The sequence below is a fragment of the Stenotrophomonas sp. 21LCFQ19 genome (assembly GCF_056861425.1).
The window spans coordinates 167808-191088 of record NZ_JBSPUF010000010.1 but is presented as its reverse complement, the minus strand read 5'-3'; the positions used below and the strand labels follow the sequence as shown (position 1 = coordinate 191088).

Below are 23281 nucleotides of genomic sequence, written 5' to 3'. Positions count from 1 at the left end.
CACTACCTCGTTATGCCATCTGCTATTGGTTGCGCGCGCAAGCGTATGCAGTCGCGCCTTGTCCTGCGGACGTAGAATAGGGCGATGAACGAAGTCGACCATAGCCATCTCGTGCACGGTCGTCGGCAACGCCCGGACGGGCCGTCGCCGGTGGACGTGATTTCCGTGCAATCCCAATTGGTCTACGGCCATGCCGGCAACAGCGCGGCCGTACCGCCGTTGCGTGCCCTGGGCCTGCGCGTCGCCGAAATTCCCACCACGCTGCTCAGTAACGCACCGTTCTACGCGACGCTGCGCGGCCGCGTGCTGCCTGCAGACTGGTTTGCGGAGCTGCTGCAGGGCGCAACCGAGCGTGGCTTGCCGCAGCGGGCCGGAGCCCTGGTATCCGGCTACTTCGGCAGCGTCGCCAACGGCGCCGCCTTTGCCGATTGGCTGGACGTAGTGCTGCCGCAGTCGCCGCAGCTGCGTTACTGCCTGGACCCGGTGATCGGCGACACCCATACCGGGCCCTACGTTGAGCCGGGGCTGGAAAAGATCTTCATCGAGCGCCTGCTGCCAAATGCCTGGTTGGTCACGCCGAACGCCTTCGAGCTGGGCCGATTGACCGGCATGCCCGCACTGGAACAGGACGATGCCATCGCTGCATCGCGCAAGCTGCTGGAGCGCGGGCCGGAATGGGTGATCGCGCATTCGGTGTCCGGTGATCCGGGCGAACTGGTGACCTTGGCTATCGGCCGCGAACAGATATGGCGCTGGACCTCACCGCATCTGCCGGTGGATGTGGCCGGCACCGGTGACGTGTTGATGTCGCTGCTGGTCGCCTTCCTGCTCAAGGGTCATAGCTTCGAGGACGGCGTGAGCCGCGCTATAGCTGGTGTGCACGCGGCGCTGGAGGCGACGCTGGCCACTGGCGTGGAAGAGTTCGACGTGTTGGCGGCTGCACCAGCTGCCTTGGGGACCCCGTACCGCTTCCGCGCCGAGCGTCTGGCGTGAGTCTGCGTCCGGTCATCGGCATCGTCGGCAGCGGCGGTGCCTTTGGACGTTGGCTGCGTGGCTTCTTCGAATCGCGCATGGGTTTGCAGGTGATCGGCCACGATCCTGTCGATGCGGACTCGCAGACCCCGGAGCAGTTGCTGGGACAGGCCGATGTGCTGCTGTTCTCGGCGCCGATCCGGCACACGCCCGCATTGATCCGCGACTACATCCGCCAATCGGCCGGACGTGAGCGCGGCAAACTGTGGCTGGACGTTACCTCGATCAAGGCTGAGCCGGTGGCGGCGATGCTGGAGTCGCAGGCGTCGGTCGCTGGCCTGCACCCGATGACCGCACCACCCAAGGCGCCGACCTTGAAGGGCAGGGTCATGGTGGTCTGCGAAGCGCGGCTGGATGCGCAGTGGCAGGCGTGGCTGGATGAACTGTGCATCGCCCTGCAGGCCGAATGCGTGCGCGGCACTGCCGAGCACCACGACCGGGTGATGGCGCTGGTGCAGGCGATGGTGCATGCCACGCATCTGGCCCAGGCCGGCGTGCTGCGCGAATACGCACCGATGCTGGGCACGCTGAGCGAATTGATGCCGTATCGCTCGGCTGCTTTTGAACTGGATGCAGCGGTGATCTCGCGCATCCTGTCGTTGAACCCGGCGATCTACGAAGACATCCAGTTCGGCAATCCGCATGCCGGTGAAGTACTGGATCACCTGTTGCAGCAGCTGCAGCAGCTGCGTGGTCTGGTCGGGCAGGGCGACGATGCCGCGCGAGCGCAGTTCCGTAGCCAATACCTCGCCGAGAACAAGGCCGCGGTGGATGAGCAGACTTTGCGCGATGGCAATTACAGCTTCGAGCGGGTCGGTTACCTGCTGGCGGACCTGACTGACCAGCGTGCGATGAGCGTGCATCTGCCGGAGGACCGCGCCGGATCGCTGCGCGAGTTGCTGCATGTGTTCGAACGCCATGGCATCAGCCTGGCCTCGATTCATTCCTCGCGTACACCGAGTGGTGAAGTGCATTTCCGGATGGGCTTCGTGCAGGCGTATGCACCCGAAGTGATTTCAGCCGCCAGCGACGAGATCAATAGCAGTGGCATAGGCCGGGTGCTGGAGCGGTAAGCGCGTCGGTTGTGGGAGCGGCGTGAGCCGCGCAGCTTGCGAGCTAACAGCTGCAACAGCGTAAGGACACCCCTCTCCGACTACGCAAAAGGGGAGGGGGACGAGCTGTGGGAGCGGCGTGAGCCGCGAAGCTCACAACATCAGCCGAAGCCGATAGCGCATTGCAGTTGCCAAGGTGGCGTAGTTGTCGAGGACCACCAGCCTCGCGGCTGACGCCGCTCCCACAAAAGCCAAGGCAATCAAAGCAACCCTCGCCAGTGCTCCCCTTTGCTGCGCAAAAGGGAGGGGCTCAACCTCATCGGCGTCTCACCAGCTGCGACTTAATCCACAGTGACGTGTGTGCAAGCATGTGGATAATCGCTGACATCCCTTGCGGCACAAGGTTGTCAAGATGGTTGGTGAAAATTTGACCAGTCGCGGACTGCATCCGCAAAGCGTATTCATAATTTCCCGGCCGGCTGGCAGCGGACTGTCCCCAGTGCGCGCCGGCAGTGATCACGGCGCGCTGTAGAAGCAGGAATCAGGCCCGGTAGGGCTGGTTCATCGACAGGCTGACTTCGCCGTCGGCACTGAACAGGTTGCTGCCGCGACGCAGCAAGGGCCGGCCATCGGCAAGCTCGTAACGCGGTGGACGGTTTGTGCTGCTGGCTTGAGTGTTGCTGGGCTCATCAAGAAACTCGATGACGATGCAGCTCTCGCCATCGCGTGTGGTTGCTGGAAACTGTCTGAACGCCATGGTTCGCCTCCAAAGCTGGGAAGGTGGTCGCAGTGCATCGATGCGACCACCCTGCGAGCTTGCCGCCGGCGTTGTTAGCGATGCGTTACCGCAGCGTTCTCAATCTATGAATTGCAGCCGTGCCAGCTCGGCATACAAGCCATCCTGTGCCAACAGTTCAGCATGCGTGCCCTGGGCGACGATGCGGCCGTGGTCCATCACCACGATGCGGTCCGCCTTCAATACCGTTGCCAGCCGATGGGCGATGACCAGCGTGGTGCGGCCTGCCATCAGGCGCTCAAGCGCCTGTTGCACGGCACGTTCACTTTGCGCATCCAGTGCGCTGGTCGCTTCGTCCAGCAGCAGCACCGGTGCGTCCTTGAGCAGGGCGCGGGCAATGGCCACGCGCTGCTGCTGGCCGCCGGACAGGCGCGCGCCACGTTCGCCCAGGTCGCTGGCATAGCCTTCCGGCAACTGCATCAGGAAATCGTCGGCCTCGGCCGAGCGCGCGGCGGCGCGAACTTCCTCGTCGCTGGCTTCGAGCCGGCCATAGCGGATGTTGTCGGCAGCGCTGGCGGCAAACAGGGCAGGCTGTTGCGGCACCAGGGCAATGCTCTGGCGCAGCTGTGCCGGGTCCAGCTCGCGCAGGTCGACGCCGTCCAGACGCAGATCACCGCTGTCCGGATCATGGAAGCGCAGCAGCAGCGACAGCACGGTGCTTTTGCCGGCGCCGGACGGGCCGACCAGGGCCACGGTTTCGCCCGGCGACACCGTCAGGCTGAAATCATCCAGTGCCGGCTGATCCGGGCGTTGCGGGTAATGGAACGACACATGCTCGAAGCGGATTTCGCCGCGAACCGGCGAGGGCAGCGATTGCGGCTTTGCGGGAGCGGTGATCTGCGGACTCTCCGCCAGCAGCTCACCAATGCGGCCCATGCCGCCGGAGGCGCGCTGCAGTTCGTTCCAGACTTCGGCCAAAGCGCCGACTGAGCCGCCGCCGATCAAGGCGTACAGCACGAACTGGCCAAGCGTACCTGCCGTCATGCGACCGTCGACGACGTCGTGCGCGCCCGACCACAGCACCGCAACGATGGCGCCGAACACCAGCACGATTGCGATGGCGGTGACGAAGGACTGGGTGCGGATGCGGCGCTTCGCGGTGGCCACGGAGATGTCCAGCGCGGCCTCGAAGCGGCCACGCTCGTAGGGTTCGCGGGCATGCGCCTGCACCGTACGCACCGCGCCGAGCGTTTCCGAGGCCAGCGCATTGGCGTCGGCGACGCGGTCCTGGCTGGCGCGGGAGATTTTCTGCAACTGGCGCGCGCCCAACACGATCGGCAGTACCGCCAGCGGGATACCGATCAGCGAGTACACCGCCAGGTGTGGGCTGGTGACGAACAGCATCACCATCGCGCCGATCACGGTAACGCTGCTGCGCAGTGCCACCGACATGGTCGAGCCGATCACGCTGCGCAGCAGTTCGCTGTCGGCGGTCAGCCGCGATACCAGCTCGCCGCTGCGGGTGCGGTCGTGGAAGCCGGCATCCAGCCCGATCAGGTGCGCATAGAGTTTTCCGCGCAGGTCGGCGACGACTTTTTCGCCCAGCAGGGAGACGAAGAAAAAGCGTGCGGCGGTGGCCAAGGCAAGCACCACCGCGACGATGAACAGCAGCAGGAAGGCACGGTTGATCTCGCCGCCACCGGAGAAGCCGTGGTCGATCATCTGCTTGACCGCCATCGGCAGGCTCAAGGTCGCCGTCGAGGACACTGCCAGTGCGACCAGCCACGCGGTGAACAGGCCGGCGTGACGGCGCACGAATGGCCACAGGGTTTTCAGGCTGCCGAGCTTCTGCAGCTTGCGTTGCGGCGGTGTGGAAGGGGCTTCAGTCATTGTCGACAGGTTCGCTCAGGCGTAGGCGGTCGCGGGTGGCGTCGCGCAGGCGCAGTGCCAGCGCTTCGATCTGGTCTGCCGGCAGGCGCACATGCAGGCGCAGGCCTTCGGGCAGGAAGTGTTCTTCAAGCTTCTCGGCGCCGGCGGTGCCGAGCAGGGTGTGCACGATGCCCATGTCTTCGAAGCCGCATTGCAGGATGCGCTCGGTCATCGGCACCAAGGGGCTGCGCTGGGCCAGCCGCAGGCATTCGGCGGCGGTACCGCCGTAGGCACGGACCAGGCCGCCAGCACCGAGCTTGATGCCGCCGTACCAGCGCGTCACCACTACAGCGATGCGGTCGTAACCCTGACCATCTATCGCTGCGAGAATCGGGCGTCCCGCGGTACCTGCCGGCTCGCCGTCGTCACTGGAGCGATAGTCATTGCCGTGCCGGTAGGCCCAGCAGTTGTGGGTGGCGTCGACATCCGACACCGACTGGATGAATGCCAGCGCTGCGGCGGCATCGCTGATCGGCGCTGCCTGCGCGAGGAAGCGGCTGTGTTTGATCTCCAGCTCGTGGCTGGCGGGTGCGGCGAGAGTGTCGAGCATTGCCGTCATTCTAGTGGCAGCGCGGCAAAGCGGTAGCCGATGCAGCTCAATCCTTGAGCAGCGGGCGCAGATCGCGCGGAATGCGCGCTTCCGGGTAGTCGTGTGCAAAGCGCCGCAGGCTGGCCTTTGCACCGTCCAGGTCACCGGCTTCGTGGCGTTCGCGGATGCGCTTTATCCATTGGTGACGCGACAGCGTGGCGTCGGCCTCGATGTCGGGTGTGCTGTCGGCGGCGATCGCTTCCGCACGTTGGCGACGTGCCTCGGCTGCCTTGCTGACTGTCTTGGCGCCAGCATGTGGAATCGGGGTGGAGCCGGTGGATGTCAGCCGGGGCGGTGCAGCACGTGCGGGAGTGGGTGCCGTTTCGCTCAGATAGAAACCGTCCTGCCCGGCGTCGGCGGAGCCGGCCTGTTCGGCTTGAACCGGTGTAGCCATCGGTGCCGGAGCCATCATGGGCGCTGGAGGGGCAGGCGGGGCGGGCGGGACAATGACCGGTGCGGCGGAGAAGGCGCGCGGCGATTGCCCTGCATTGCTGGTAGCGGGCTGCTCGATGGCGCTGGCCTTGTCCTTGTGCGCAGCATCTGGCTGTGCGGCGCCAGCGCTGGACGCCTTCGCGTTGACGATGGATCGGGCCTGCGGCACAGCAGCTGCGGCGGCATCCTCGGCAACCTGGGTCGGGGCTGCGGGTGCCGCAGCGACCTCGGCGGCTGCGATGTCAGTGGTCATTGGCGCTGCCGCGGGCGCGGACATCTCGGCGTGTTGCATCGCCGGTTGCGGCGGTGTCAGCGGGCGCAATTGCCAGGCCAGGCCAACCACCAATACCAGTGACGCGGCCACGGCCAGTGAAGACACCAGACCGCGCCGGCGACCCCAGCCGCGGCGCTGCGATGCGGATGGCTGTCTGGCGGATGCCGTGGTGCGTTGCCGGGTCTGGGTGTCTGCTTGGTTTTGTCCTGACTGAGGCTGCGTCTCCGTCTTGGCGCGGGCCAAGTCCATGATCCGGGCGTCCAGCTGTGCGCTGGGGGGGGCTGTGCCGGCGCCGGGACGGCCCAGCAGCCTGGCCAGCTCGCGCTCTTCAGGGGTCAGCATGTCTGGAGTGTTCATTCGCTCAACCTCGCGCGCAGCTTGTCCATCGCATAGCGCAGCCGCGACTTGACGGTTTCCCGGCCAACGCCGGTGATCTGCCCGATCTCCTCCAGGCTGAGTTCCTGTTCCAGTCGCAGGATCACGACTTCCTGTTGTTCCGGCGGCAACTCGGCCAAGGCCTGGCGCAGTTGCAGGCGCTGGGCCTGTTCGTCAGCCAGCAGCTCCGGTGTGCAGTTGTCGGCCAGGCGCGCGGTTCGCTCGTCGGCGTCTTCCGGTGCTGCCGGGCGATGGCGGGCGGCCCGCCAATGATCGTTGAGTCGGTTGTGGGCGATGCGGAACAGCCAGGTGGCGAAGGCGGCGTCGGGTTTCCAGCCAGCGCGGGCATTGATCATCTTCTGCCAGACGTCCTGGAACAGTTCCTCGGCCAAGGGCCGGTCACGCAGCTGGCCCAGCAGATAGTGGAACAGCCGCGCGCGATGCCGGGCATAGAGCTCGGAGAACGCATCGCTGTCGCCGTCGGCATAGGCCAACATCAGCACTTCGTCGGTAGGGGTTTGGACAGCGGTATCCACCCGCCAAGCGTAGTGGTTGGGCTTGGTTCTGCCTAGCTCGATGAGCTGTCGGAAAGTCGCTCATTCATAATCGTGAAAGACAATCTTTTTTTTGCGACACACTGCTCTTGACCGCTGCTGAAGGTATGCTGGGGAATCAGGGGGGAGTTCCGGGCGACCGGAACCCAGAGAGAACGGATACATGTCGTATAGCGAGCTTGACGCGAAGGCCGAAACCCAGCGCGCCGATACAATTTCGCCGGTCACCAACGTGGTAGGGACATTGCAGAGCTTGTTGCCTCCCGTCAGCACGGTTGCGCTGGCGTGGCGCGATGGTTCGCTTGGCGAGGGTAGCTGCAGTTCCCCGGTTTCGGGCGATGGCCTGCGCCAGCTCGCTCGTGATTGCCTGGCGGGCAACAAGGAGGGCCTTCCTGCCTCCGTACACCTGCTGGAATGGAGTCACGATGGCGACGCGGATTATGTGCTGCTGATCGATCCCGAACAGGCGCTGCCGGCGGCGCGCCGTGAAGCATGGGAGGGCACGGCGCGGGTGTTGATCTGCTCGGCCATGGAGCTGATGCGCCAGCGCATCCAGATTGAAGAACTGCAGCGCTCCAAGCAACTGCAGAAAGCCTTGTTCGAAATTGCCGATCTGGCCGGCGCCGACCTGGCAATGACCGAGATGATGGCGCATTTCCATCGCATCCTCGGTTCGCTGATGTATGCGGAGAACTGCTACATCGTCGAGTGTGACGAAAACCAGCAGAGCCTGGAATTCCTGTATTTCGTTGATACCCATGACAGCTATCTGCCTGATCCCGGGCGTCGCTACAGCTACGAGGAAATGCCGGCCAGTTTGACCTTTGCGGTGTTGCGCAATGGCCGCGCACTGAGCGGGCCGTCGCGTGAGCTGGCCAAGTACCTGGAACAGCCGTACGAGGTGTCGGAGGGCGAGGAGAGCACCGACTGGCTGGGTGTGCCGATGTGGCGGGACAACCGGGTCTGCGGTGCGATCGTGGTGCAGAGTTATGTCGCCGATGCCTGCTATGGCGAGGAAGAGCTGGCACTGCTGAACTTTGTCGCCAAGCACATCCTTACCGCGATGGATCGTCATCAGGCGCACGCGCAGCTGGAACAGCGGGTCTGGCAGCGCACGCAGGATCTGGAGCGTATCAACGACCACCTGCAGGGCGAGATCATCGAGCGCCGACGCGCGGAACTGCTGCAGGCGGCGTTGTTCAACATCTCCGAGCTGGCGATGAGCAAGGCCACCGGCGATTTCTACGCACAGGTACATGAGATCATCGGCCGGTTGCTGGATGCCAGTAATTTCTACGTGGCGATGGTGACCCCCGATGCGACCGGCATCGAGTTCGTCTATTCCGTCGATCGCTACAACCGTGAACGCGCGACCCGGATTTTCAGTGACGGCTTGACCGAGTACGCGCTGCAACGCCGCGAGCCGGTATTGCTGACGCGGGCGGGTATCGACCAGTTGATCGTGGCTGGCACCTTGAAGGAATTCGGGGCCAAGTCGCAATGCTGGTTGGGCGTGCCCTTGTTCAGTGATGAGGAAGTGGTAGGCGTCATCGCGGTGCAGAGCTACAACCCGGAGGTCGTATTCACCGCCGATGATCAACGCCTGTTGGTATTTGTTGCACGCGCGATCGGCAACAGCCTTGCCCGCCAGCGCGATCAACAGCGCCTGGTGCAGGCCCATGCCGACCTGGAGCTGCGGGTCACCGAGCGTACCCGTGAGCTCGGCGAGGTGAACCAGAAGCTGCTGGGGCAGATTGGCGAACGCATGCGTGCCGAGCAGCGCCTGACCCACCTTGCGATGCATGACGTGCTGACCGGGTTGCCGAATCGCCTGCACCTGCAGGATCGACTGGAACGTGCGATCGAGAACGCGGAGCTGGGCATCGCCCCGAACTTCGCCCTGCTGTTCCTGGACCTGGATCGCTTCAAGTGGGTCAACGACAGTATTGGCCATGCCGCCGGCGACCAGATGCTGGTTGAGGTCGCGCGCCGACTGGTGGGGCTGGTCCGTGGTGATGACGTGGTGGCGCGGCTGGGTGGCGACGAATTCGCGCTGCTAGTGCACTCTGATCGCGGTTCGAACGCGGCGATGGACCTGGGGCGCCGTCTGCTCAGGGCGCTGGAAGCGCCGATGTGGGTGGACGGGCGCGAGTTGTTCCCCTCCGGCAGTATCGGAATCGCGGTATGGGATGCGCGCTATACCTCTGGCGCGGACCTGCTGCGCGACGCGGATGCGGCCATGTACCGGGCCAAGCTCAAGGGCCAGGACCGTTGCGTGATGTTCGACGGTGCGATGCACGACGAGGCCATGCGCAGCCTGGAGCTGGAGGCGGACCTGCGAAGGGCGATCAAGAAACGTGATTTCCTGCCGTATTACCAGCCCATCGTGTCCTTGCTTGATGGCAAGGTGGTCGGTCACGAAGCGCTGTTGCGCTGGCAACACGAGCGGCGCGGTGTGCTGGTACCGGGGGAGTTTCTATCGTTGGGCGAAGAGAGCGGCCTGATCGAGCAGGTGGATTGGCAGATCTACGAGCAGGTCATGCAGGACATGGCGGCGTCGGTGGTGGGCTACATTTCGGTGAACGTGTCGCCGCGGCATTTCCGTTCGGCTGAGTTCGCACCGCGTTTGCTGGGAATGCTGGATGCTGCGGGCGCTGATCCGGAGCGGCTGCGGGTGGAGATCACCGAGATGGCCCTGCTCGACGACGAGCCGCGCACCCTGCGCGCTTTGCACCAGCTGCGTGAGCGCGGCGTGGTGGTGCAGCTGGATGACTTCGGTACCGGCTATTCGGCGCTGTCCTATCTGCATCGCTTCCCGATCAGCGCGCTGAAGGTGGACCGCAGCTTTGTTGCCGGCCTGCACGATGAAAGTGGCAACAGCACCCTTACCCTGGTGGAAGGCGTGCTGTCGCTTGCGCGCACGCTGGGCATCGAGACGATAGGCGAGGGCATCGAGAACGAGCGGCAGCTGCAGACGCTGAAGGAACTGGGCTGCAACTTCGGCCAGGGTTACCTGTTGGGTTACCCGGCCGCGCGCGAACAGACCCTGCAGCACGCCTAAGCACACTGCTGTTGTAGGAGCGGCGTTAGCCGCGAAGCCACCTATGCCTCCGCGCCGCATAGGCTGCAATTGCAGGATGCACGCAGGGGTTTGTTGTTGCCTGCTTCAATGGCCTTTGGCCTGTGCAGGATACGAACTTCGCGGCTGACGCCGCTCCCACAAAGCCCCAACCGAATGCGGGGGCGGCGTCAGCCGCGACGCTGGGAATGCTTCTGCTACGTATCGATTGCGATTGCAGGAATTGCGTTGACTGTTGTCCGGGCGCAGGCTGGCGATCTGTGTGGACCGCCAGCCTCTCGGCTCACGCCGCTGCTGCAAAAAGACCGCCGATGCCTCAACGCAGCGCGTTGCGCTTCTTCTCGTCGAACCACTTGTCGGCCTGGGCCGGCGAGTAATTGCGCATCCACTCCAGCATCTGCGTGGCGTCGTCGCCGTACCACAGGTCTTCGCGCTGCTCCGGGTGCAGGAAGCGCTCGCTGACCATGGTATCGATCATGCCGATCAGCGGCTGGTAGAAGCCGTCGATGTCGAGGAAGGCGCAGGGCTTGTGGCCGATGCCGAGCTGGCGCCAGGTCAGCATCTCGAAGATCTCCTCGGCGGTGCCGAAGCCGCCGGGCAGGGCGACGAAGGCATCGGACAGGTCGAACATGCGCGACTTGCGCTCATGCATCGAGCCGACGATCTCCAGCGAGGTCACGCCCTTGTGCGCCACTTCCATGTCCACCAGATGCTGCGGGATCACGCCGGTGACTTCGCCACCAGCAGCGAGCACACCGTCTGCCACCGCGCCCATCAGGCCGGTACGGCCGCCGCCATAGACCAGACGCAGGCCTTCGTTGGCGATGCGCGTGCCCAGTTCGGTGGCGCGTTCGACGTAGATGGGCTTGGCGCCGGGGTTGGAGCCGCAATAGACGCAGATGGACTTCATGTGTTGTTCCTGATGGATGGGAAGAGGTGGTCGTTCTGCCGCCGATGAATGCGCACGCAGACCGTGGACTACAAAAGCAAGAAGGCTCCGCCTTGGCGGAGCCTTCAGGTCACAGGCCGTGGAGCTTAGTTGGCCTTGTGGATGGCGCGCTTGGTCACTGCCATCGCCGCATCGTGCACTGCTTCGGACAGCGACGGGTGGGCGTGGCAGATGCGGGCCAGGTCATCGGACGAGCCGCTGAACTCCATGGTCAGCACACCTTCGTGCACCAGCTCGGAGACATTGGCGCCGACCAGGTGCATGCCCAGCACGCGGTCGGTTTCGGCGTGAGCCAGCACCTTGACGAAGCCAGCCGGCTCCACCATGGCGACGGCGCGGCCGTTGGCGGCGAACGGGAAGCTGCCGGCCTTGTACGGGATGCCCTCGGCCTTGAGCTGGGCTTCGGTCTTGCCGACCCATGCCAGTTCCGGCTCGGTGTAGATGACCCACGGGATGGTGTCGAAGTTGACGTGGCCCGGCAGGCCAGCGATCAGCTCAGCCACGGCGACGCCTTCTTCAAAGCCCTTGTGGGCCAGCATCGGGCCGCGCACGCAGTCACCCACCGCCCAGACGCCATCGACGCCGGTGTGGCAATGGTCGTCGACCACGATCTGGCCGCGCTCGTTGATCTGTACGCCGGTGCCTTCGGCCAACAGGCCCTTGCTGGCAGCGCGACGGCCAACGGCCACCAGCAGCTTGTCGACGGTCAGGCTCTTCTCGCCTTCGGCATCGGTGTAGCTGACGATGACTTCTTCGCCCTTGATCTCGGTCTTGGAGACCTTGGCGTTGAGCAGGATGTTCAGGCCCTGCTTCTTGAATTCCTTGGCGGCAACCTTGGCGACTTCCGCATCGGCAGCAGCCAGGAAGTCCGGCAGTGCTTCCAGGATGGTGACGTCCGAACCCAGGCGCTTCCACACGCTGCCCAGTTCCAGGCCGATCACACCGGCGCCGATCACGGCCAGGCGCTTCGGCACTTCGGTGAAGTCCAGCGCGCCGACGTTGTCGACGATGTGCTTGCCGTCAAACTTGGCGAACGGCAGTTCGATCGAATCCGAACCGGCGGCGATGATGACGTTGGTGCCCTTGAGCTCGACTTCCGAACCGTCGTGCTGCTTGACCTTGACCACGTTGCCGGCCTGCAGCTGGCCGAAGCCGTAGTAGGTGGCGACCTTGTTGGCCTTGAACAACTGGGCGATGCCGCCGGTGAACTGCTTCACGATGGCGTCCTTGCGGCCGACCATCTTGTTCACGTCGATCTTGGCGTCGTTGAAGCTGATGCCGTGCTGATCGAAGATGTGGCCCATGTTCCAGTACTGGCGCGAGGAGTCCAGCAGCGCCTTGGACGGGATGCAGCCCACGCGCAGGCAGGTGCCGCCAAGGGCCGGCTTGCCGTCCTTGCCCAGCGCTGCGTCGATGCAGGCGGTCTTCAGGCCCAGCTGTGCGGCGCGGATGGCAGCGTGGTAGCCGGCCGGACCAGCACCGATGACGACGACGTCGAATTGTTCAGCCATTTGAGATTCCTTGGTACCAATCCCTTCTCCCTGCGGGAGAAGGTGGCGCGTAGCGCCGGATGAGGGTGCGGGAGGGCCGAGGCCCTCACCCCAACCCCTCTCCCGGGGGGAGAGGGGCTTCGAGCGGAATTACAGACCGAACAGCATGCGGCCCGGGTTTTCCAGCTGGTTCTTGATGTCCACCAGGAACTGCACCGAATCCTTGCCGTCGATGATGCGGTGGTCATAGGACATGGCCAGGTACATCATCGGGGCGATCACGATCTGGCCGTTTTCGGCGATCGGACGGTCCTTGATGGCGTGCATGCCGAGGATGGCGCTCTGCGGCGGGTTGACGATCGGGGTCGACATCAGCGAGCCGAAGGTGCCGCCGTTGGTCACGGTGAAGGTGCCGCCCTGCAGTTCTTCCAGCGACAGCTTGCCGTCACGGGCCTTCTTGGCGTAGTCGGCAATGGCCTTCTCGATGTCGGCGAACGACATGCGCTCGACGTTGCGCAGCACCGGGGTGACCAGACCCTTGTCGGTGGACACGGCGATCGAGATGTCCGAGTAGCCGTGATAGATGATGTCGTCACCATCGATCGAGGCATTGACCAGCGGGAAGCGCTGCAGCGCGTTGGCGGCAGCCTTCACGAAGAAGCTCATGAAGCCAAGCTTGATGCCGTGGGCCTTGACGAACTCTTCCTGCAGTTCCTTGCGCGCAGCCGAGACCTTGGACAGGTTGACTTCGTTGAAGGTCGTCAGCATGGCGGTCGAGTTCTTCGACTGCATCAGACGCTCGGCGATGCGCTTGCGCATGCGGGTCATCGGCACGCGTTCTTCCGGACGTGCACCGCCGGCCTTGCCGACGCCGCCGTTGCGGGCGAAGTTGACGATGTCTTCCTTGGTCACGGCGCCATGACGGCCGGTGCCGGACACGTCAGCCGGGTTCACGCCTTCGGTGATGGCCGAGAAGCGAGCGCCCGGGGGCAGGGCGTCGGCAGCCGACTTGGCAGCCGGGGCCGGTGCAGCGGCAGCAGCCGGAGCGGCGGCCGGGGCAGCAGCCTTCGGTGCCTCGGCAGCAGCGGCCGGGGCGGCAGCGGCAACCGCGCCTTCCTCGATGATCGCCAGGATCTGGCTCGAGGTGACGGTGTCGCCTTCCTGGAACTTGATTTCCTTCAGCACGCCATCAACCGGCGCCGGTACTTCCAACACGACCTTGTCGGTTTCCAGGTCGAGCAGGTTCTCATCACGCTTGACGGCCTCGCCAGCCTTCTTGTGCCAGGTGGCGATGGTGGCGTCGGAGACGGATTCGGGCAGTACCGGTACTTTGACTTCGGTGGCCATTTGGCTGATTTCCTGGTTTCGTTTTCTTGTGGAAAAGGGGGCTTATTCGGCGTAGTTGTCGTCGATCTTGTTGACCAGCGCGTCGGCGAGCAGCTGTGCGAGTTCGCGCAGGTGATCGGACATGTGGCCAACAGCAGGCGACGGAGAACGCGGGCGACCGGCATAGTGCAGGGCCTGGCCATCGGCCACGCATGCCTGCAGGTGGTGCTTGATCTGGTACCACGCACCCTGGTTCATCGGCTCTTCCTGGCACCACACGACGTCGGTTGCCTTGCCGTACTTCTTCAGTTCGGCAGCCAGCGCCGGGCGCGGGAACGGGTAGAGCTGTTCCACGCGAACCAGTGCAACGTCATTCTGGCCGCGCTTGGTCACGTCTTCCAGCAGGTCGTAGTAGACCTTGCCCGAGCAGACGACCACGCGCTTGACCTTCTTGGCGTCCGCGGTGGCGTCGCCGATCAGGTGCTGGAACTCGCCGTTGGCCATGTCGTCCAGGCTGGACACGGCCAGCTTGTGACGCAGCAGCGACTTGGGCGACATGACGACCAGCGGCTTGCGGGTGTCCATGCGCATCTGGCGACGCAGCATGTGGAATGCCTGCGCCGGGGTCGACGGCACGCAGACCAGCATGTTCTCCAGTGCGCACAGCTGCAGGAAGCGCTCAAGACGCGCCGAGCTGTGCTCCGGGCCCTGGCCTTCATAGCCGTGCGGCAGCAGCAGGGTCAGGCCGGAGATGCGGCCCCACTTTGCTTCGCCGGAGGCGATGAACTGGTCGATCACGACCTGGGCACCGTTGGCGAAGTCGCCGAACTGGCCTTCCCAGATGCACAGGGTGTTCGGGTCGGTGGTGGAGAAGCCGTATTCAAATGCCATCACCGCTTCTTCGCTGAGCAGCGAATCGATGATGGTGGCCTGTTCCGGCGACTCGACCAGCTGACGCAGCGGCAGGTAGTAGTTGTCGGTCTTCTGGTCGTGCAGGATCGCGTGGCGGTGGGTGAAGGTGCCGCGGCCCACGTCTTGGCCGACCAGGCGCAGTCCATTGCCTTCGTCCAGCAGCGTTGCGTAGGCCAGGTTCTCGGCAAAGCCCCAGTCGCCCAGGATTTCACCAGCGGCCATCTTGCGACGGTCGTCGTACACCTTGGCGACACGCGAATGCACTTCCACGCCTTCCGGAATGGTGTTGATCATGGTGGCCAGCTGGGTCAGCTTGCCCATGTCGACCTTGGTGCTGACCGGGTCGGACAGCTTGCCCGACAGGTACTTCGGCCAGTTGACGAACATCTTGCTGGTGGCCGGGGTCTTTTCGACCGTGGCCAGCTCGGTGGTGACTTCACCGGAATCGAGCTTGTTGCGGTAGGTGTCGACCATTTCCTTGCCGGCACCGGCAGCGATCACGCCTGCGGCTTCCAGCTGCTCAGCGTAGAGCTCGCGGGTGGTCTTGTGCTTGCGGATCACCTGGTACATCAGCGGCTGGGTGATCGCCGGTTCGTCGGCTTCGTTATGGCCCCAGCGGCGGTAGCAGACCAGGTCGATCACGACGTCCTTGTTGAACTGCTGGCGGAAGTCATAGGCCAGCTTGGCCGCGAACACCACGGCTTCGGGATCGTCGCCGTTCACGTGCAGGACCGGTGCCGCGACCATCTTGGCGATGTCGGTGCAGTACAGGGTCGAGCGCGAGTCGTCGCGGTTGGAGGTGGTGAAGCCCACCTGGTTGTTGATGACGATGTGCACGGTGCCGCCAACCGCGAAACCGCGGGCCTGCGACATCTGGAACAGCTCCATCACCACGCCCTGGCCGGCGAATGCAGCGTCGCCGTGGATCAGGACCGGCATCACCTGCTTGCGCGCGGTGTCGTTGCGGCGTTCCTGGCGCGAGCGCACCGAGCCGACAACCACCGGATCGGCGATTTCCAGGTGCGACGGGTTGAACGCCAGGGCCAGGTGCACCGGGCCGCCATCGCTGGCGACGTCGGCCGAGAAGCCCATGTGGTACTTCACGTCACCGGCAACGGCGCGGTCGTCGTGCTCGAACTTGCCTTCGAATTCGTCGAACAGCTTGCGCGGGTTCTTGCCGAGGGTGTTGACCAGCACGTTCAGGCGGCCGCGGTGGGCCATGCCGATGATCACGTCCTTGACGCCTTCCTTGCCGGCGTCGCGGATGATGGTGTCCATCATCGGGATCAGCGAGTCGCCGCCTTCCAGCGAGAAGCGCTTCTGGCCGACGTACTTGGTGTGCAGGTAACGCTCGAGGCCTTCGGCCGCGGTCAGGCGCTCCAAGGTGCGACGCTTGGTGTCGGCATCCAGGTTGTAGTTGCCACCGGCAGCCTCAAGGCGCTGGTAAAGCCACTGGCGCTGTTCGACTTCGGCGATATACATGAACTCTGCGCCGATCGAGCCGGTATACGTCGCCTTCAGGCGCGCAAACAGGTCACGCAGCTTCATCCGCGGCTGGCCGCCGACACCACCGGTGCTGAACTCGTCGTTGAGGTCGGCATCGCTGAGGTGGTGGAAGGGCAGGCCCAGGTCCGGCGGGTTGACCGGCGGGGTCAGGCCCAGCGGATCAAGATTGGCGCCGAGGTGGCCGCGTGAACGGTAGGCGGTGATCAGACGGCCGACATTGCGCTCGCGCTCGTCGCCGGAACCGGCGTTGGCGCCGACCTTGCCAGCGTTCTTCGCGGCTTCGGTGATGTGTGCGATGGCGGCAGAGTGCGGCACATCGCCAGCTTCGCGGCCTTTGAAGCCGTCAAAGTAGGACTTCCACTTGGGGTCCACACTGTCCGGGGAGACGAGGTACTGTTCGTACAGGTCCTCGACATAGGAGGCGTTGCCGCCGGCGAGCTGCGATGATTGCGCAAACTGCTTCAGTAGATTGTCCACGATGGAGAGTCGGATTCACTTGTGGGGTAGTTCTGGGAACCGGCGGACCTGCTACAGCGTCCCGCGCGGGCGTGTTCTAACCACGAAATTATACCCCTCACTGGACAGGAAGGGGCACCTACACTGTCCCGCGCATTAATACCTGACTGCGGCTTGTCCTGTCCCGGTCAATGCTCAGACACCTAGTACGCGAAGCCCGTTGCAATCACGTGAACGCTCCCAGATACGCTTGAACAGCGCTTCCTGCTGCTGCGCGCGGGCGGGGCTGTCCAGCGACAGCTCGCCTTCGACGCGGGCGCCCATTGGACGAAAGTAGCAGTCGCCCCGATCGTTGCTGATAGCGGCCGAGCTGACCTCGCAGTCCATCGGGTCTACCGGCTCACGTAGCTTGAACACACTGGGCAGGCGCTGCACCAGGGCGATGAAGGCTGCGGGCAGGGCTGGCAGGTCGGCTTCGTGCAGCAGCACCAGTACCTGCTTGTCGTGGCGGGCGGTCGCAAAGCCGCGCAGCGCATCCAGGACCAGCGCTTGGCCGAGCAGGGCGTCGTTGCCGCGCAGCTGCAGGTGCAGGTGGCGACGTGCGCCGTGGATGACCGCGGCCATGGCAGCGCGGGCCTGGTCCGGGTCCTGTACCCGCATTGCCCCGTCCAGGCGCCGGCGCATGGTCTGGTGACCGATGCCGGCTTCTTCAAATTCAACACCTTCCGGCAGAAACCCGTTACTGGCATAGAAGTCGCGGGCATGCAGCTGGGCATGCAGGCTGACTTCGCCCCAGCCGCGCTTGCGGGCGGCGCTCAATAGCGCATTCAGCAAGGTTTGGCCGACGCCCTTGCCGCGCCAGGCGGCGAGCACGGCCATGCGGCCGATGCGCTGATCCGGGGTCAAGCGGGCGGCGCCGATGGCTTGGCCGTGTTCATCCAAGGCCAGCGCGTGGTCGCTGAGCGGGTCCAGCTCGTCTATTTCCAGCTCGGCCGGGACGTTCTGCTCACTGACGAATACGGTATGACGCACGCCGTGCAGCAGTGCCTGCTGCACGGCGTAGTCGGCGATCTCTACATGGAAGATCGCGGTTTGACTCATGCCGACGGGGTTTCCGCGTCGTCTTCGTCTTCTTCCTCGCCGTCGTCACAGATGACCACGACCTCGACGCCCTCATCATTGACCAGCACGGTCTCGATGCTGGCGCTGGACGGCTCGCCTTCACCGGCTTCGCTGTATTCGATCACTTCGATCTCGACTTCCGGAGCATCGGCCTCGTCGTCGAAGTCTTCGTCGTCGAAATCTTCCTCGACCTGGTCTTCTTCGGCCACCTCGTCCATGGCTTCCAACGCGTCCTGCTCGGCGAGCATGGCGGCAATGGTTTCCACGTCCAGCAGCTGGTAATGGCCGCCGACAATCAGTTCCATCAACGCATCACGGCCCTTGTTGCCGAGCTTGTTGAACAGCGTGATGTCGATCTGCTCCGCGCCAGCAAGGGTCTGCGCGTCCTTGATTGACAGCTGGAAGGCCAGGCCCGAGCAATACAGCGAGGCACCACGGGTGGCGCGACGCCAGGCCAGGCGGGCCCAGGGGTGGCGCTCGAGCACGCCGCCATTTTCCAGCTCGACGACCACTTCTTCCGGCGATGGCGGCGCCTGCGAGGGCAGGATGTCGCCGGCGGCGCGGTAGGTGGTGATGAAACGGCCGAACCAGTTGCCGAGGCGATCCGGGTCGTTCATGCGCAGCGCATTGAGCGCGGCGACCACGCGCTTCATGGCGGCCTCGTCGATCTCGTTCGGGTCTTCCGGCAGCTTCAGGTCCGGGTCCTGGAAGCGGATGGATTCGTCGGCGTCGGCGACCAGGTCGTCCAGATAATCGCTGATCAGCTCGGCCGAGGACGGCGCGCGCATGCCGAACGAGAAGGTCAGGCAGGGGTTCACGGCAACGCCGTTGTGCGGCACGTTCGGCGGCAGGTACAGCATGTCACCCGGGCCCAGCACCCAATCGTGGGTCGCCTTGAACTTCTTCAGCAGCTTCAGTTCAACGTCGGGACGGAACTCAAGTGACGGGCGCTTGCCCTTGGTCGATTCGCTGGCGTCGATCTGCCAGCGGCGCTGGCCATGGGCCTGCAGCAGGAACACGTCGTATTGGTCGACATGGGCACCAACCGAACCGCCGGTGGCGGCAAAGCTGATCATCACGTCGTCCATGCGCCAGCGCGGCAGGAAGTTGAAATAGGAGGTCAGCGCGCGCACTTCCGGGTCCCACTTGTCCACGTCCTGCACCAGCAGGGTCCAGTCGTGGTCGGGCATGCCGGGGAAGTCTTCTTCCTGGAACGGGCCGGTACGCAGGGTCCAGCCGTCGGTGGCGCGGTCATGGCTGACGATGCGCGCCAGCGCGCCTTCTTCACAGGCCAGGCCGGCCAGGTCTTCTGGCATTACCGGGGTCTCGAAGTCCGGGAAGGCGGCGCGGATCAACAGCGGGCGCTTCTGCCAGTAATCGCGCAGGAAGGTGGCCGGGCTCATGCCCAGCGGCAGGCCGGGCTTGGCCTGGACTTCGATCGGATAGGTCTTTTGCTTGCGTGCAGCCATGGGGGAAATCCTTTGCAACGGAGGTCGAACAGGGGCGCGCCGGGCGCGCAGACCTCCATTGTCCCCTTGTTCGCGGCAATGCGCACCGTAGGCGACTGATCTGGATCAAATTCAGCGAAAAGAATGCACCCGTAGTGCCGAGCCATGCTCGGCAAGAGGCTTCACCGGGAAAGCTTCTGCCGAGCGTGGCTCGGCACTACATCCAGAAGCTTGCCCTCATCCCAACCCCCGCTGCGCGCCCCGGCCCTTGCGCTGGCGCAAGGGCGTTCGAGCAGCAGCGAACCAATGGTTCGCAGCCTGCTGCTCTCACCCCGTGAACGGGAGAATGGCTTTAAGCACTCAGCATTTCTGCTGCTCAGATCGCCTTGGCCAACTCAGCCGCCAGACCCGCATACCCACCCGGGGTCAGCTCGCGCAGGCGCTGCTTGGCGTCGGCCGGCAGCTCCAGGGTCTCGATGAATTCGCGCATCGAATCGGCGGTGATGCCGTGGCCGCGGGTCAGGGCCTTGAGCTGCTCGTAGGGATTCGGCAGGCCGTGGCGGCGCATTACCGTCTGCACGGCTTCAGCCAGCACTTCCCAGGCAGCGTCCAGATCGGCGTCCAGGCGCTCCGGGTTCACGGTCAGCTTGCCCAGGCCCTTGGCCAGCGACTCCAGGCCCACCTGGCTGTGGCCGAAGGCGGTGCCGACGGCGCGCAGCACGGTGGAATCGGTCAGGTCGCGCTGCCAGCGACTGATCGGCAGCTTGGCACTGAAGTGCTCGAACAAGGCATTGCCGATACCGAAGTTGCCTTCGGCATTCTCGAAATCGATCGGATTGACCTTGTGCGGCATGGTCGAGGAGCCGACTTCGCCTTCCTTGAGCTTCTGCTTGAAGTAACCCAGCGAGATATAGCCCCAGATGTCGCGGGCCAGGTCGATCAGGATGGTGTTGGCGCGGCGCGCGGCGTCACCGATCTCGGCGACGTTGTCATGCGGCTCGATCTGGGTGGTGTAGGGGTTGAACACCAAGCCCAGCGAGGTCACGAAACGCTCAGCGAAGGCCGGCCAGTCGATGTTCGGGTAGGAGACGACGTGGGCGTTGTAGTTGCCGACGGCGCCGTTGATCTTGCCGGTCAGCTCGACCGCGCCGATCTGGCGGATCTGCCGTTCCAGACGGGCGACGACGTTGGCCAGCTCCTTGCCCAGGGTGGTCGGCGAGGCGGTCTGGCCGTGGGTGCGCGACAGCATCGGCTGTTCGGCCTGGGCGTGGGCGAGCTGGCGCAGCGAGGCGGCGATGCCGCTGTAACCGGGCACGATCACCTTGTCGCGGGCTTCAGCCAGCATCAGGCCGTAGGACAGGTTGTTGATGTCCTCGCTGGTGCAGGCGAAATGCACGAACTCCAGCGCCGGTGCCAGCTCCGCGTCGTCCTTGAGCTGCTCCTTGATGAAGTACTCCACGGCCTTGACGTCGTGGTTGGTGGTGCGCTCGATCTCCTTGACGCGGGCAGCATTCTCGACGGAAAAGCCGTCGGCGAGCGCGCGCAGCTTGGCCTTGCCGGCTGCCGAGAAGTCGGCCAGCTCGGTGATGCCCGGTTCGGCGCCCAGCGCCAGCAGCCATTCGATCTCGACCTTGACGCGGGCCTTGATCAGGCCGTACTCGGAGAAGATCGGGCGCAGGGCGTCGACCTTGCCGGCATAACGGCCATCAAGCGGGGACAGGGCGAGCAGGGCGGCTTCTTGGCGGGACGTATCCGTCATGGCGGCAGGCGTTGGGCAGTAGCGGGGGCGCATATTCTACGCTGCCGGGACAACGACCGCTGGCGGGCCATTGAATTCCGTCGGCCGCAGGTGCCATCGCCGCACATGACGGGTATGGTGTGCGCAGCCGCCAGCCAGGGAAGCCTGCCCATTGCCAGCCGCAGCAGCTTCCTTTTACCCCAACGAAGATGTGCGGAGTTGATGATGAGCAAGGTTTCCAAGAGTGGTTTCCGGACCGAACACGACAGCATGGGCGAGCTGCAGGTGCCCGCCGAGGCCCTGTGGGGCGCGCAGACGCAGCGTGCGGTCGAGAATTTCCCGATTTCCGGGCAGCGCATGCCACGCGCCTTCATTCGTGCGCTGGGCCTGATCAAGGGCGCCGCGGCCGAGGTCAACACCGGCCTGGGGCTGCTGCCCAAGGGTATTGGCAAGGCGATCCAGTCGGCGGCCACCGAAGTGGCCATCGGTGCGCATGACAGCCAGTTCCCGATCGATGTCTACCAGACCGGCTCGGGCACTTCGTCGAACATGAATGCCAACGAGGTCATCGCCACGCTGGCCAACCACGGTGGCAAGGCCGGCAAGACCGCGGTGCATCCCAACGATCACGTCAATCTGGGGCAGAGCTCCAATGACGTGATCCCGACCGCCATCCGCGTCTCGGCCCAGCTCGAGGTGGTGGAATCGCTGCTGCCGGCGCTGAAGCACCTGCGCAAGACCATCGACAAGCGCGCCCGCACCCTGGGCAAGATCGTCAAGACCGGTCGCACCCACCTGATGGACGCGATGCCGCTGACCTTCGCCCAGGAATTCGGCGCATGGTCGGCCCAGCTGGCCTCGGCCGAAGGGCGCATCGAGGATGCCTTGAAGCGCCTGCGCCGCTTGCCGCTGGGCGGCACCGCGATCGGCACCGGCATCAACGCCGATCCGCGCTTTGGCGGCAAGGTGGCGCGGGCGTTGTCGCTCAGCACCGGGGTCAAGTTCGAGAGTGCGGCCAACAAGTTTGAAGGACTGGCTGCGCAGGACGACGCGGTGGAACTGTCAGGCCAGCTCAATGCGCTGGCAGTGGCCTTGATCAAGATCGCCAATGACCTGCGCTGGATGAACTCCGGTCCGCTGGCCGGCCTGGGCGAAGTGGAGCTGCCGGCCTTGCAGCCGGGCAGCTCGATCATGCCGGGCAAGGTCAATCCGGTGATCCCGGAGGCAACGGTGATGGTGGCTGCGCAGGTGATTGGCCACCATGCGGCGATCACCGTGGCCGGGCAGACCGGCAACTTCCAGTTGAACGTGGCGCTGCCGCTGATCGCGGCCAACCTGCTGGATTCGATCCAGTTGCTGTCCAATGTGATGAACCTGCTGGCCGACAAGGTCTTCGTGGGCCTGGTGGTCAAGCAGGAGCGGGTGCGTGAGGCCTTGGCCCGCAATCCCATCCTGGTCACTGCGCTGAACCCGATCATCGGCTACGAGAAGGCCGCGGCGATTGCCAAGCGCGCCTACAAGGAGCAGCGTCCGGTGCTGGAAGTGGCGCTGGAGGACAGCGGTTTGTCCGAGGCCGAGCTGAAACGCCTGCTCGATCCGGCGGCGCTGACCCTGGGTGGCATCCACGACCATTGATGGGTTTGCCCCCTCCCTTTCGCGTAGCGAAGGGGAGGGCTGGGGAGGGGTTGGCTTTCGGACCTTCGGGTGGTGTTGGCGTCGCGGTTTACGCGGCTCCTGCGGGAGAGGTTGCTGGGCAGGCCCCTGCCGAGCATGGCTCGGCACTACATTGACCTTGCAGGTGCAGCCATTGCCGACCATGGGTCGGCACTACAGGCTCAGCGCACAGCGCGCAGGTTGGCTAGGGCTTCGTCGTACTTCTCGAACTCGGGAATGTGCTTGGCCAGGTCCGGCGGGAACGGCGACTGGCCTTCGGGGACCTGCAGCGGCAGCGTGCGCTCCTGTGCGGATGCCGGATCGGCGTCCACCAAAGTGTTCTGGCGCAGGATCTGCAGCTTGACGAAGCTGGTCTGCAGCATTGCCTGCTGCTCGGCGTTCAAGGGGATGACGATGTCATCAACGCGCAGGCGGCCATCCGGCAGGATGTCGAGGTTGGGGTAGGGCGCGCGGCGGATGGCGATGCGCTCGAGGGTGACCTCGGCCTTGGGCTTGCTGCGCTCGCTGCGGTGCTCGGCGTACTTCTCGCGGTCACAGCCGGTGGCCAGGGTGGCGAAGGCAACGAGGATCAGCAACAACAGTCTATTCATGGCATCGGGGCAGCAACG

The 23281-nt window shown here is 64.7% G+C and carries 17 protein-coding genes; 4 read left to right on the top strand and 13 right to left on the bottom strand.

What is annotated here, in order from left to right:
- Nucleotides 1-84: 84 nt before the first annotated feature.
- Together pdxY and AC13FW_RS12945 are read left to right on the top strand one after the other, a co-directional pair.
- The gene (gene pdxY, locus AC13FW_RS12950; protein ID WP_482989319.1) at nucleotides 85-993 is read left to right on the top strand and encodes a pyridoxal kinase; all 909 of its coding nucleotides are present in this window, start codon (nucleotides 85-87) and stop codon (nucleotides 991-993) included.
- A complete protein-coding gene (locus AC13FW_RS12945; protein WP_482989318.1) occupies nucleotides 990-2105 on the top strand; it encodes a prephenate dehydrogenase in 1116 nt (371 codons plus the stop codon). The genes pdxY and AC13FW_RS12945 overlap by 4 nt, the downstream gene beginning before the upstream one ends.
- A 520-nt stretch (nucleotides 2106-2625) precedes the next feature.
- On the opposite strand, the gene AC13FW_RS12940 is transcribed toward AC13FW_RS12945, so the two are convergent.
- The 5 genes from AC13FW_RS12940 to AC13FW_RS12920 form a co-directional block, all read right to left on the bottom strand.
- Complete coding sequence (locus AC13FW_RS12940; RefSeq protein ID WP_482989317.1) at nucleotides 2626-2841, bottom strand: hypothetical protein; 216 nt, start codon at nucleotides 2839-2841, stop codon at nucleotides 2626-2628.
- A 99-nt stretch (nucleotides 2842-2940) separates the two neighbouring features.
- Nucleotides 2941-4710, bottom strand: a complete 1770-nt coding sequence (locus AC13FW_RS12935; protein WP_482989316.1) for an ABC transporter transmembrane domain-containing protein — start codon at nucleotides 4708-4710, stop codon at nucleotides 2941-2943.
- On the bottom strand, nucleotides 4703-5299 hold the full coding sequence (locus AC13FW_RS12930; RefSeq protein ID WP_296246224.1) for an IMPACT family protein: 597 nt from the start codon (nucleotides 5297-5299) through the stop codon (nucleotides 4703-4705). The genes AC13FW_RS12935 and AC13FW_RS12930 overlap by 8 nt, the downstream gene beginning before the upstream one ends.
- A gap of 46 nt (nucleotides 5300-5345) precedes the next feature.
- Nucleotides 5346-6401, bottom strand: coding sequence for a hypothetical protein (locus tag AC13FW_RS12925; RefSeq protein ID WP_482989315.1), 1056 nt, complete (start codon nucleotides 6399-6401; stop codon nucleotides 5346-5348).
- Complete coding sequence (locus AC13FW_RS12920) at nucleotides 6398-6955, bottom strand: RNA polymerase sigma factor (RefSeq protein ID WP_481513849.1); 558 nt, start codon at nucleotides 6953-6955, stop codon at nucleotides 6398-6400. The genes AC13FW_RS12925 and AC13FW_RS12920 overlap by 4 nt, the downstream gene beginning before the upstream one ends.
- Nucleotides 6956-7136: 181 nt before the next feature.
- Here AC13FW_RS12920 and AC13FW_RS12915 point away from each other — a divergent pair, with 181 nt between their 5' ends.
- On the top strand, nucleotides 7137-10034 hold the full coding sequence (locus tag AC13FW_RS12915) for a bifunctional diguanylate cyclase/phosphodiesterase (RefSeq protein WP_482989314.1): 2898 nt from the start codon (nucleotides 7137-7139) through the stop codon (nucleotides 10032-10034).
- Between the two features lie 334 nt (nucleotides 10035-10368).
- On the opposite strand, the gene AC13FW_RS12910 is transcribed toward AC13FW_RS12915, so the two are convergent.
- The 7 genes from AC13FW_RS12910 to purB form a co-directional block, all read right to left on the bottom strand.
- Nucleotides 10369-10962 carry an LOG family protein gene (locus tag AC13FW_RS12910; RefSeq protein WP_282272078.1) on the bottom strand — a complete coding sequence of 198 codons (594 nt, stop codon included), beginning with the start codon at nucleotides 10960-10962 and terminating at the stop codon, nucleotides 10369-10371.
- Between the two features lie 125 nt (nucleotides 10963-11087).
- The gene (gene lpdA / locus AC13FW_RS12905) at nucleotides 11088-12512 is read right to left on the bottom strand and encodes a dihydrolipoyl dehydrogenase (protein ID WP_482989313.1); all 1425 of its coding nucleotides are present in this window, start codon (nucleotides 12510-12512) and stop codon (nucleotides 11088-11090) included.
- A 129-nt stretch (nucleotides 12513-12641) separates the two neighbouring features.
- Complete coding sequence (gene sucB, locus AC13FW_RS12900) at nucleotides 12642-13838, bottom strand: dihydrolipoyllysine-residue succinyltransferase (RefSeq protein ID WP_482989312.1); 1197 nt, start codon at nucleotides 13836-13838, stop codon at nucleotides 12642-12644.
- A gap of 42 nt (nucleotides 13839-13880) precedes the next feature.
- The gene (locus AC13FW_RS12895; RefSeq protein ID WP_482989311.1) at nucleotides 13881-16712 is read right to left on the bottom strand and encodes a 2-oxoglutarate dehydrogenase E1 component; all 2832 of its coding nucleotides are present in this window, start codon (nucleotides 16710-16712) and stop codon (nucleotides 13881-13883) included.
- A gap of 174 nt (nucleotides 16713-16886) precedes the next feature.
- On the bottom strand, nucleotides 16887-17792 hold the full coding sequence (locus tag AC13FW_RS12890; protein ID WP_482989310.1) for a GNAT family N-acetyltransferase: 906 nt from the start codon (nucleotides 17790-17792) through the stop codon (nucleotides 16887-16889).
- On the bottom strand, nucleotides 17789-19282 hold the full coding sequence (locus AC13FW_RS12885) for a ribosomal protein uL16 3-hydroxylase (RefSeq protein WP_482989309.1): 1494 nt from the start codon (nucleotides 19280-19282) through the stop codon (nucleotides 17789-17791). The genes AC13FW_RS12890 and AC13FW_RS12885 overlap by 4 nt, the downstream gene beginning before the upstream one ends.
- Nucleotides 19283-19637: 355 nt before the next feature.
- Nucleotides 19638-21020 carry an adenylosuccinate lyase gene (gene purB / locus AC13FW_RS12880; protein ID WP_482989308.1) on the bottom strand — a complete coding sequence of 461 codons (1383 nt, stop codon included), beginning with the start codon at nucleotides 21018-21020 and terminating at the stop codon, nucleotides 19638-19640.
- 204 nt (nucleotides 21021-21224) lie between these two features.
- On the opposite strand from purB, the gene AC13FW_RS12875 reads away from it, so the two are divergent.
- Complete coding sequence (locus AC13FW_RS12875; protein WP_482989307.1) at nucleotides 21225-22634, top strand: class II fumarate hydratase; 1410 nt, start codon at nucleotides 21225-21227, stop codon at nucleotides 22632-22634.
- Between the two features lie 200 nt (nucleotides 22635-22834).
- On the opposite strand, the gene AC13FW_RS12870 is transcribed toward AC13FW_RS12875, so the two are convergent.
- Nucleotides 22835-23263 (bottom strand): hypothetical protein, encoded by a 429-nt coding sequence (locus AC13FW_RS12870; protein ID WP_482989306.1) that lies wholly within the window; start codon nucleotides 23261-23263, stop codon nucleotides 22835-22837.
- Nucleotides 23264-23281 lie beyond the last annotated feature (18 nt).

Bases quoted from the DNA above. Each gene is read 5' to 3' on its own strand.
- pdxY (WP_482989319.1), top strand. From the start codon at position 85: ATGAACGAAGTCGACCATAGCCATCTCGTGCACGGTCGTCGGCAACGC.
- AC13FW_RS12940 (WP_482989317.1), bottom strand. From the start codon at position 2,841: ATGGCGTTCAGACAGTTTCCAGCAACCACACGCGATGGCGAGAGCTGC.
- AC13FW_RS12935 (WP_482989316.1), bottom strand. From the start codon at position 4,710: ATGACTGAAGCCCCTTCCACACCGCCGCAACGCAAGCTGCAGAAGCTC.
- AC13FW_RS12930 (WP_296246224.1), bottom strand. From the start codon at position 5,299: ATGCTCGACACTCTCGCCGCACCCGCCAGCCACGAGCTGGAGATCAAA.
- AC13FW_RS12925 (WP_482989315.1), bottom strand. From the start codon at position 6,401: ATGAACACTCCAGACATGCTGACCCCTGAAGAGCGCGAGCTGGCCAGG.
- AC13FW_RS12915 (WP_482989314.1), top strand. From the start codon at position 7,137: ATGTCGTATAGCGAGCTTGACGCGAAGGCCGAAACCCAGCGCGCCGAT.
- AC13FW_RS12910 (WP_282272078.1), bottom strand. From the start codon at position 10,962: ATGAAGTCCATCTGCGTCTATTGCGGCTCCAACCCCGGCGCCAAGCCC.
- lpdA (WP_482989313.1), bottom strand. From the start codon at position 12,512: ATGGCTGAACAATTCGACGTCGTCGTCATCGGTGCTGGTCCGGCCGGC.
- sucB (WP_482989312.1), bottom strand. From the start codon at position 13,838: ATGGCCACCGAAGTCAAAGTACCGGTACTGCCCGAATCCGTCTCCGAC.
- AC13FW_RS12890 (WP_482989310.1), bottom strand. From the start codon at position 17,792: ATGAGTCAAACCGCGATCTTCCATGTAGAGATCGCCGACTACGCCGTG.
- AC13FW_RS12885 (WP_482989309.1), bottom strand. From the start codon at position 19,282: ATGGCTGCACGCAAGCAAAAGACCTATCCGATCGAAGTCCAGGCCAAG.
- purB (WP_482989308.1), bottom strand. From the start codon at position 21,020: ATGACGGATACGTCCCGCCAAGAAGCCGCCCTGCTCGCCCTGTCCCCG.
- AC13FW_RS12875 (WP_482989307.1), top strand. From the start codon at position 21,225: ATGAGCAAGGTTTCCAAGAGTGGTTTCCGGACCGAACACGACAGCATG.
- AC13FW_RS12870 (WP_482989306.1), bottom strand. From the start codon at position 23,263: ATGAATAGACTGTTGTTGCTGATCCTCGTTGCCTTCGCCACCCTGGCC.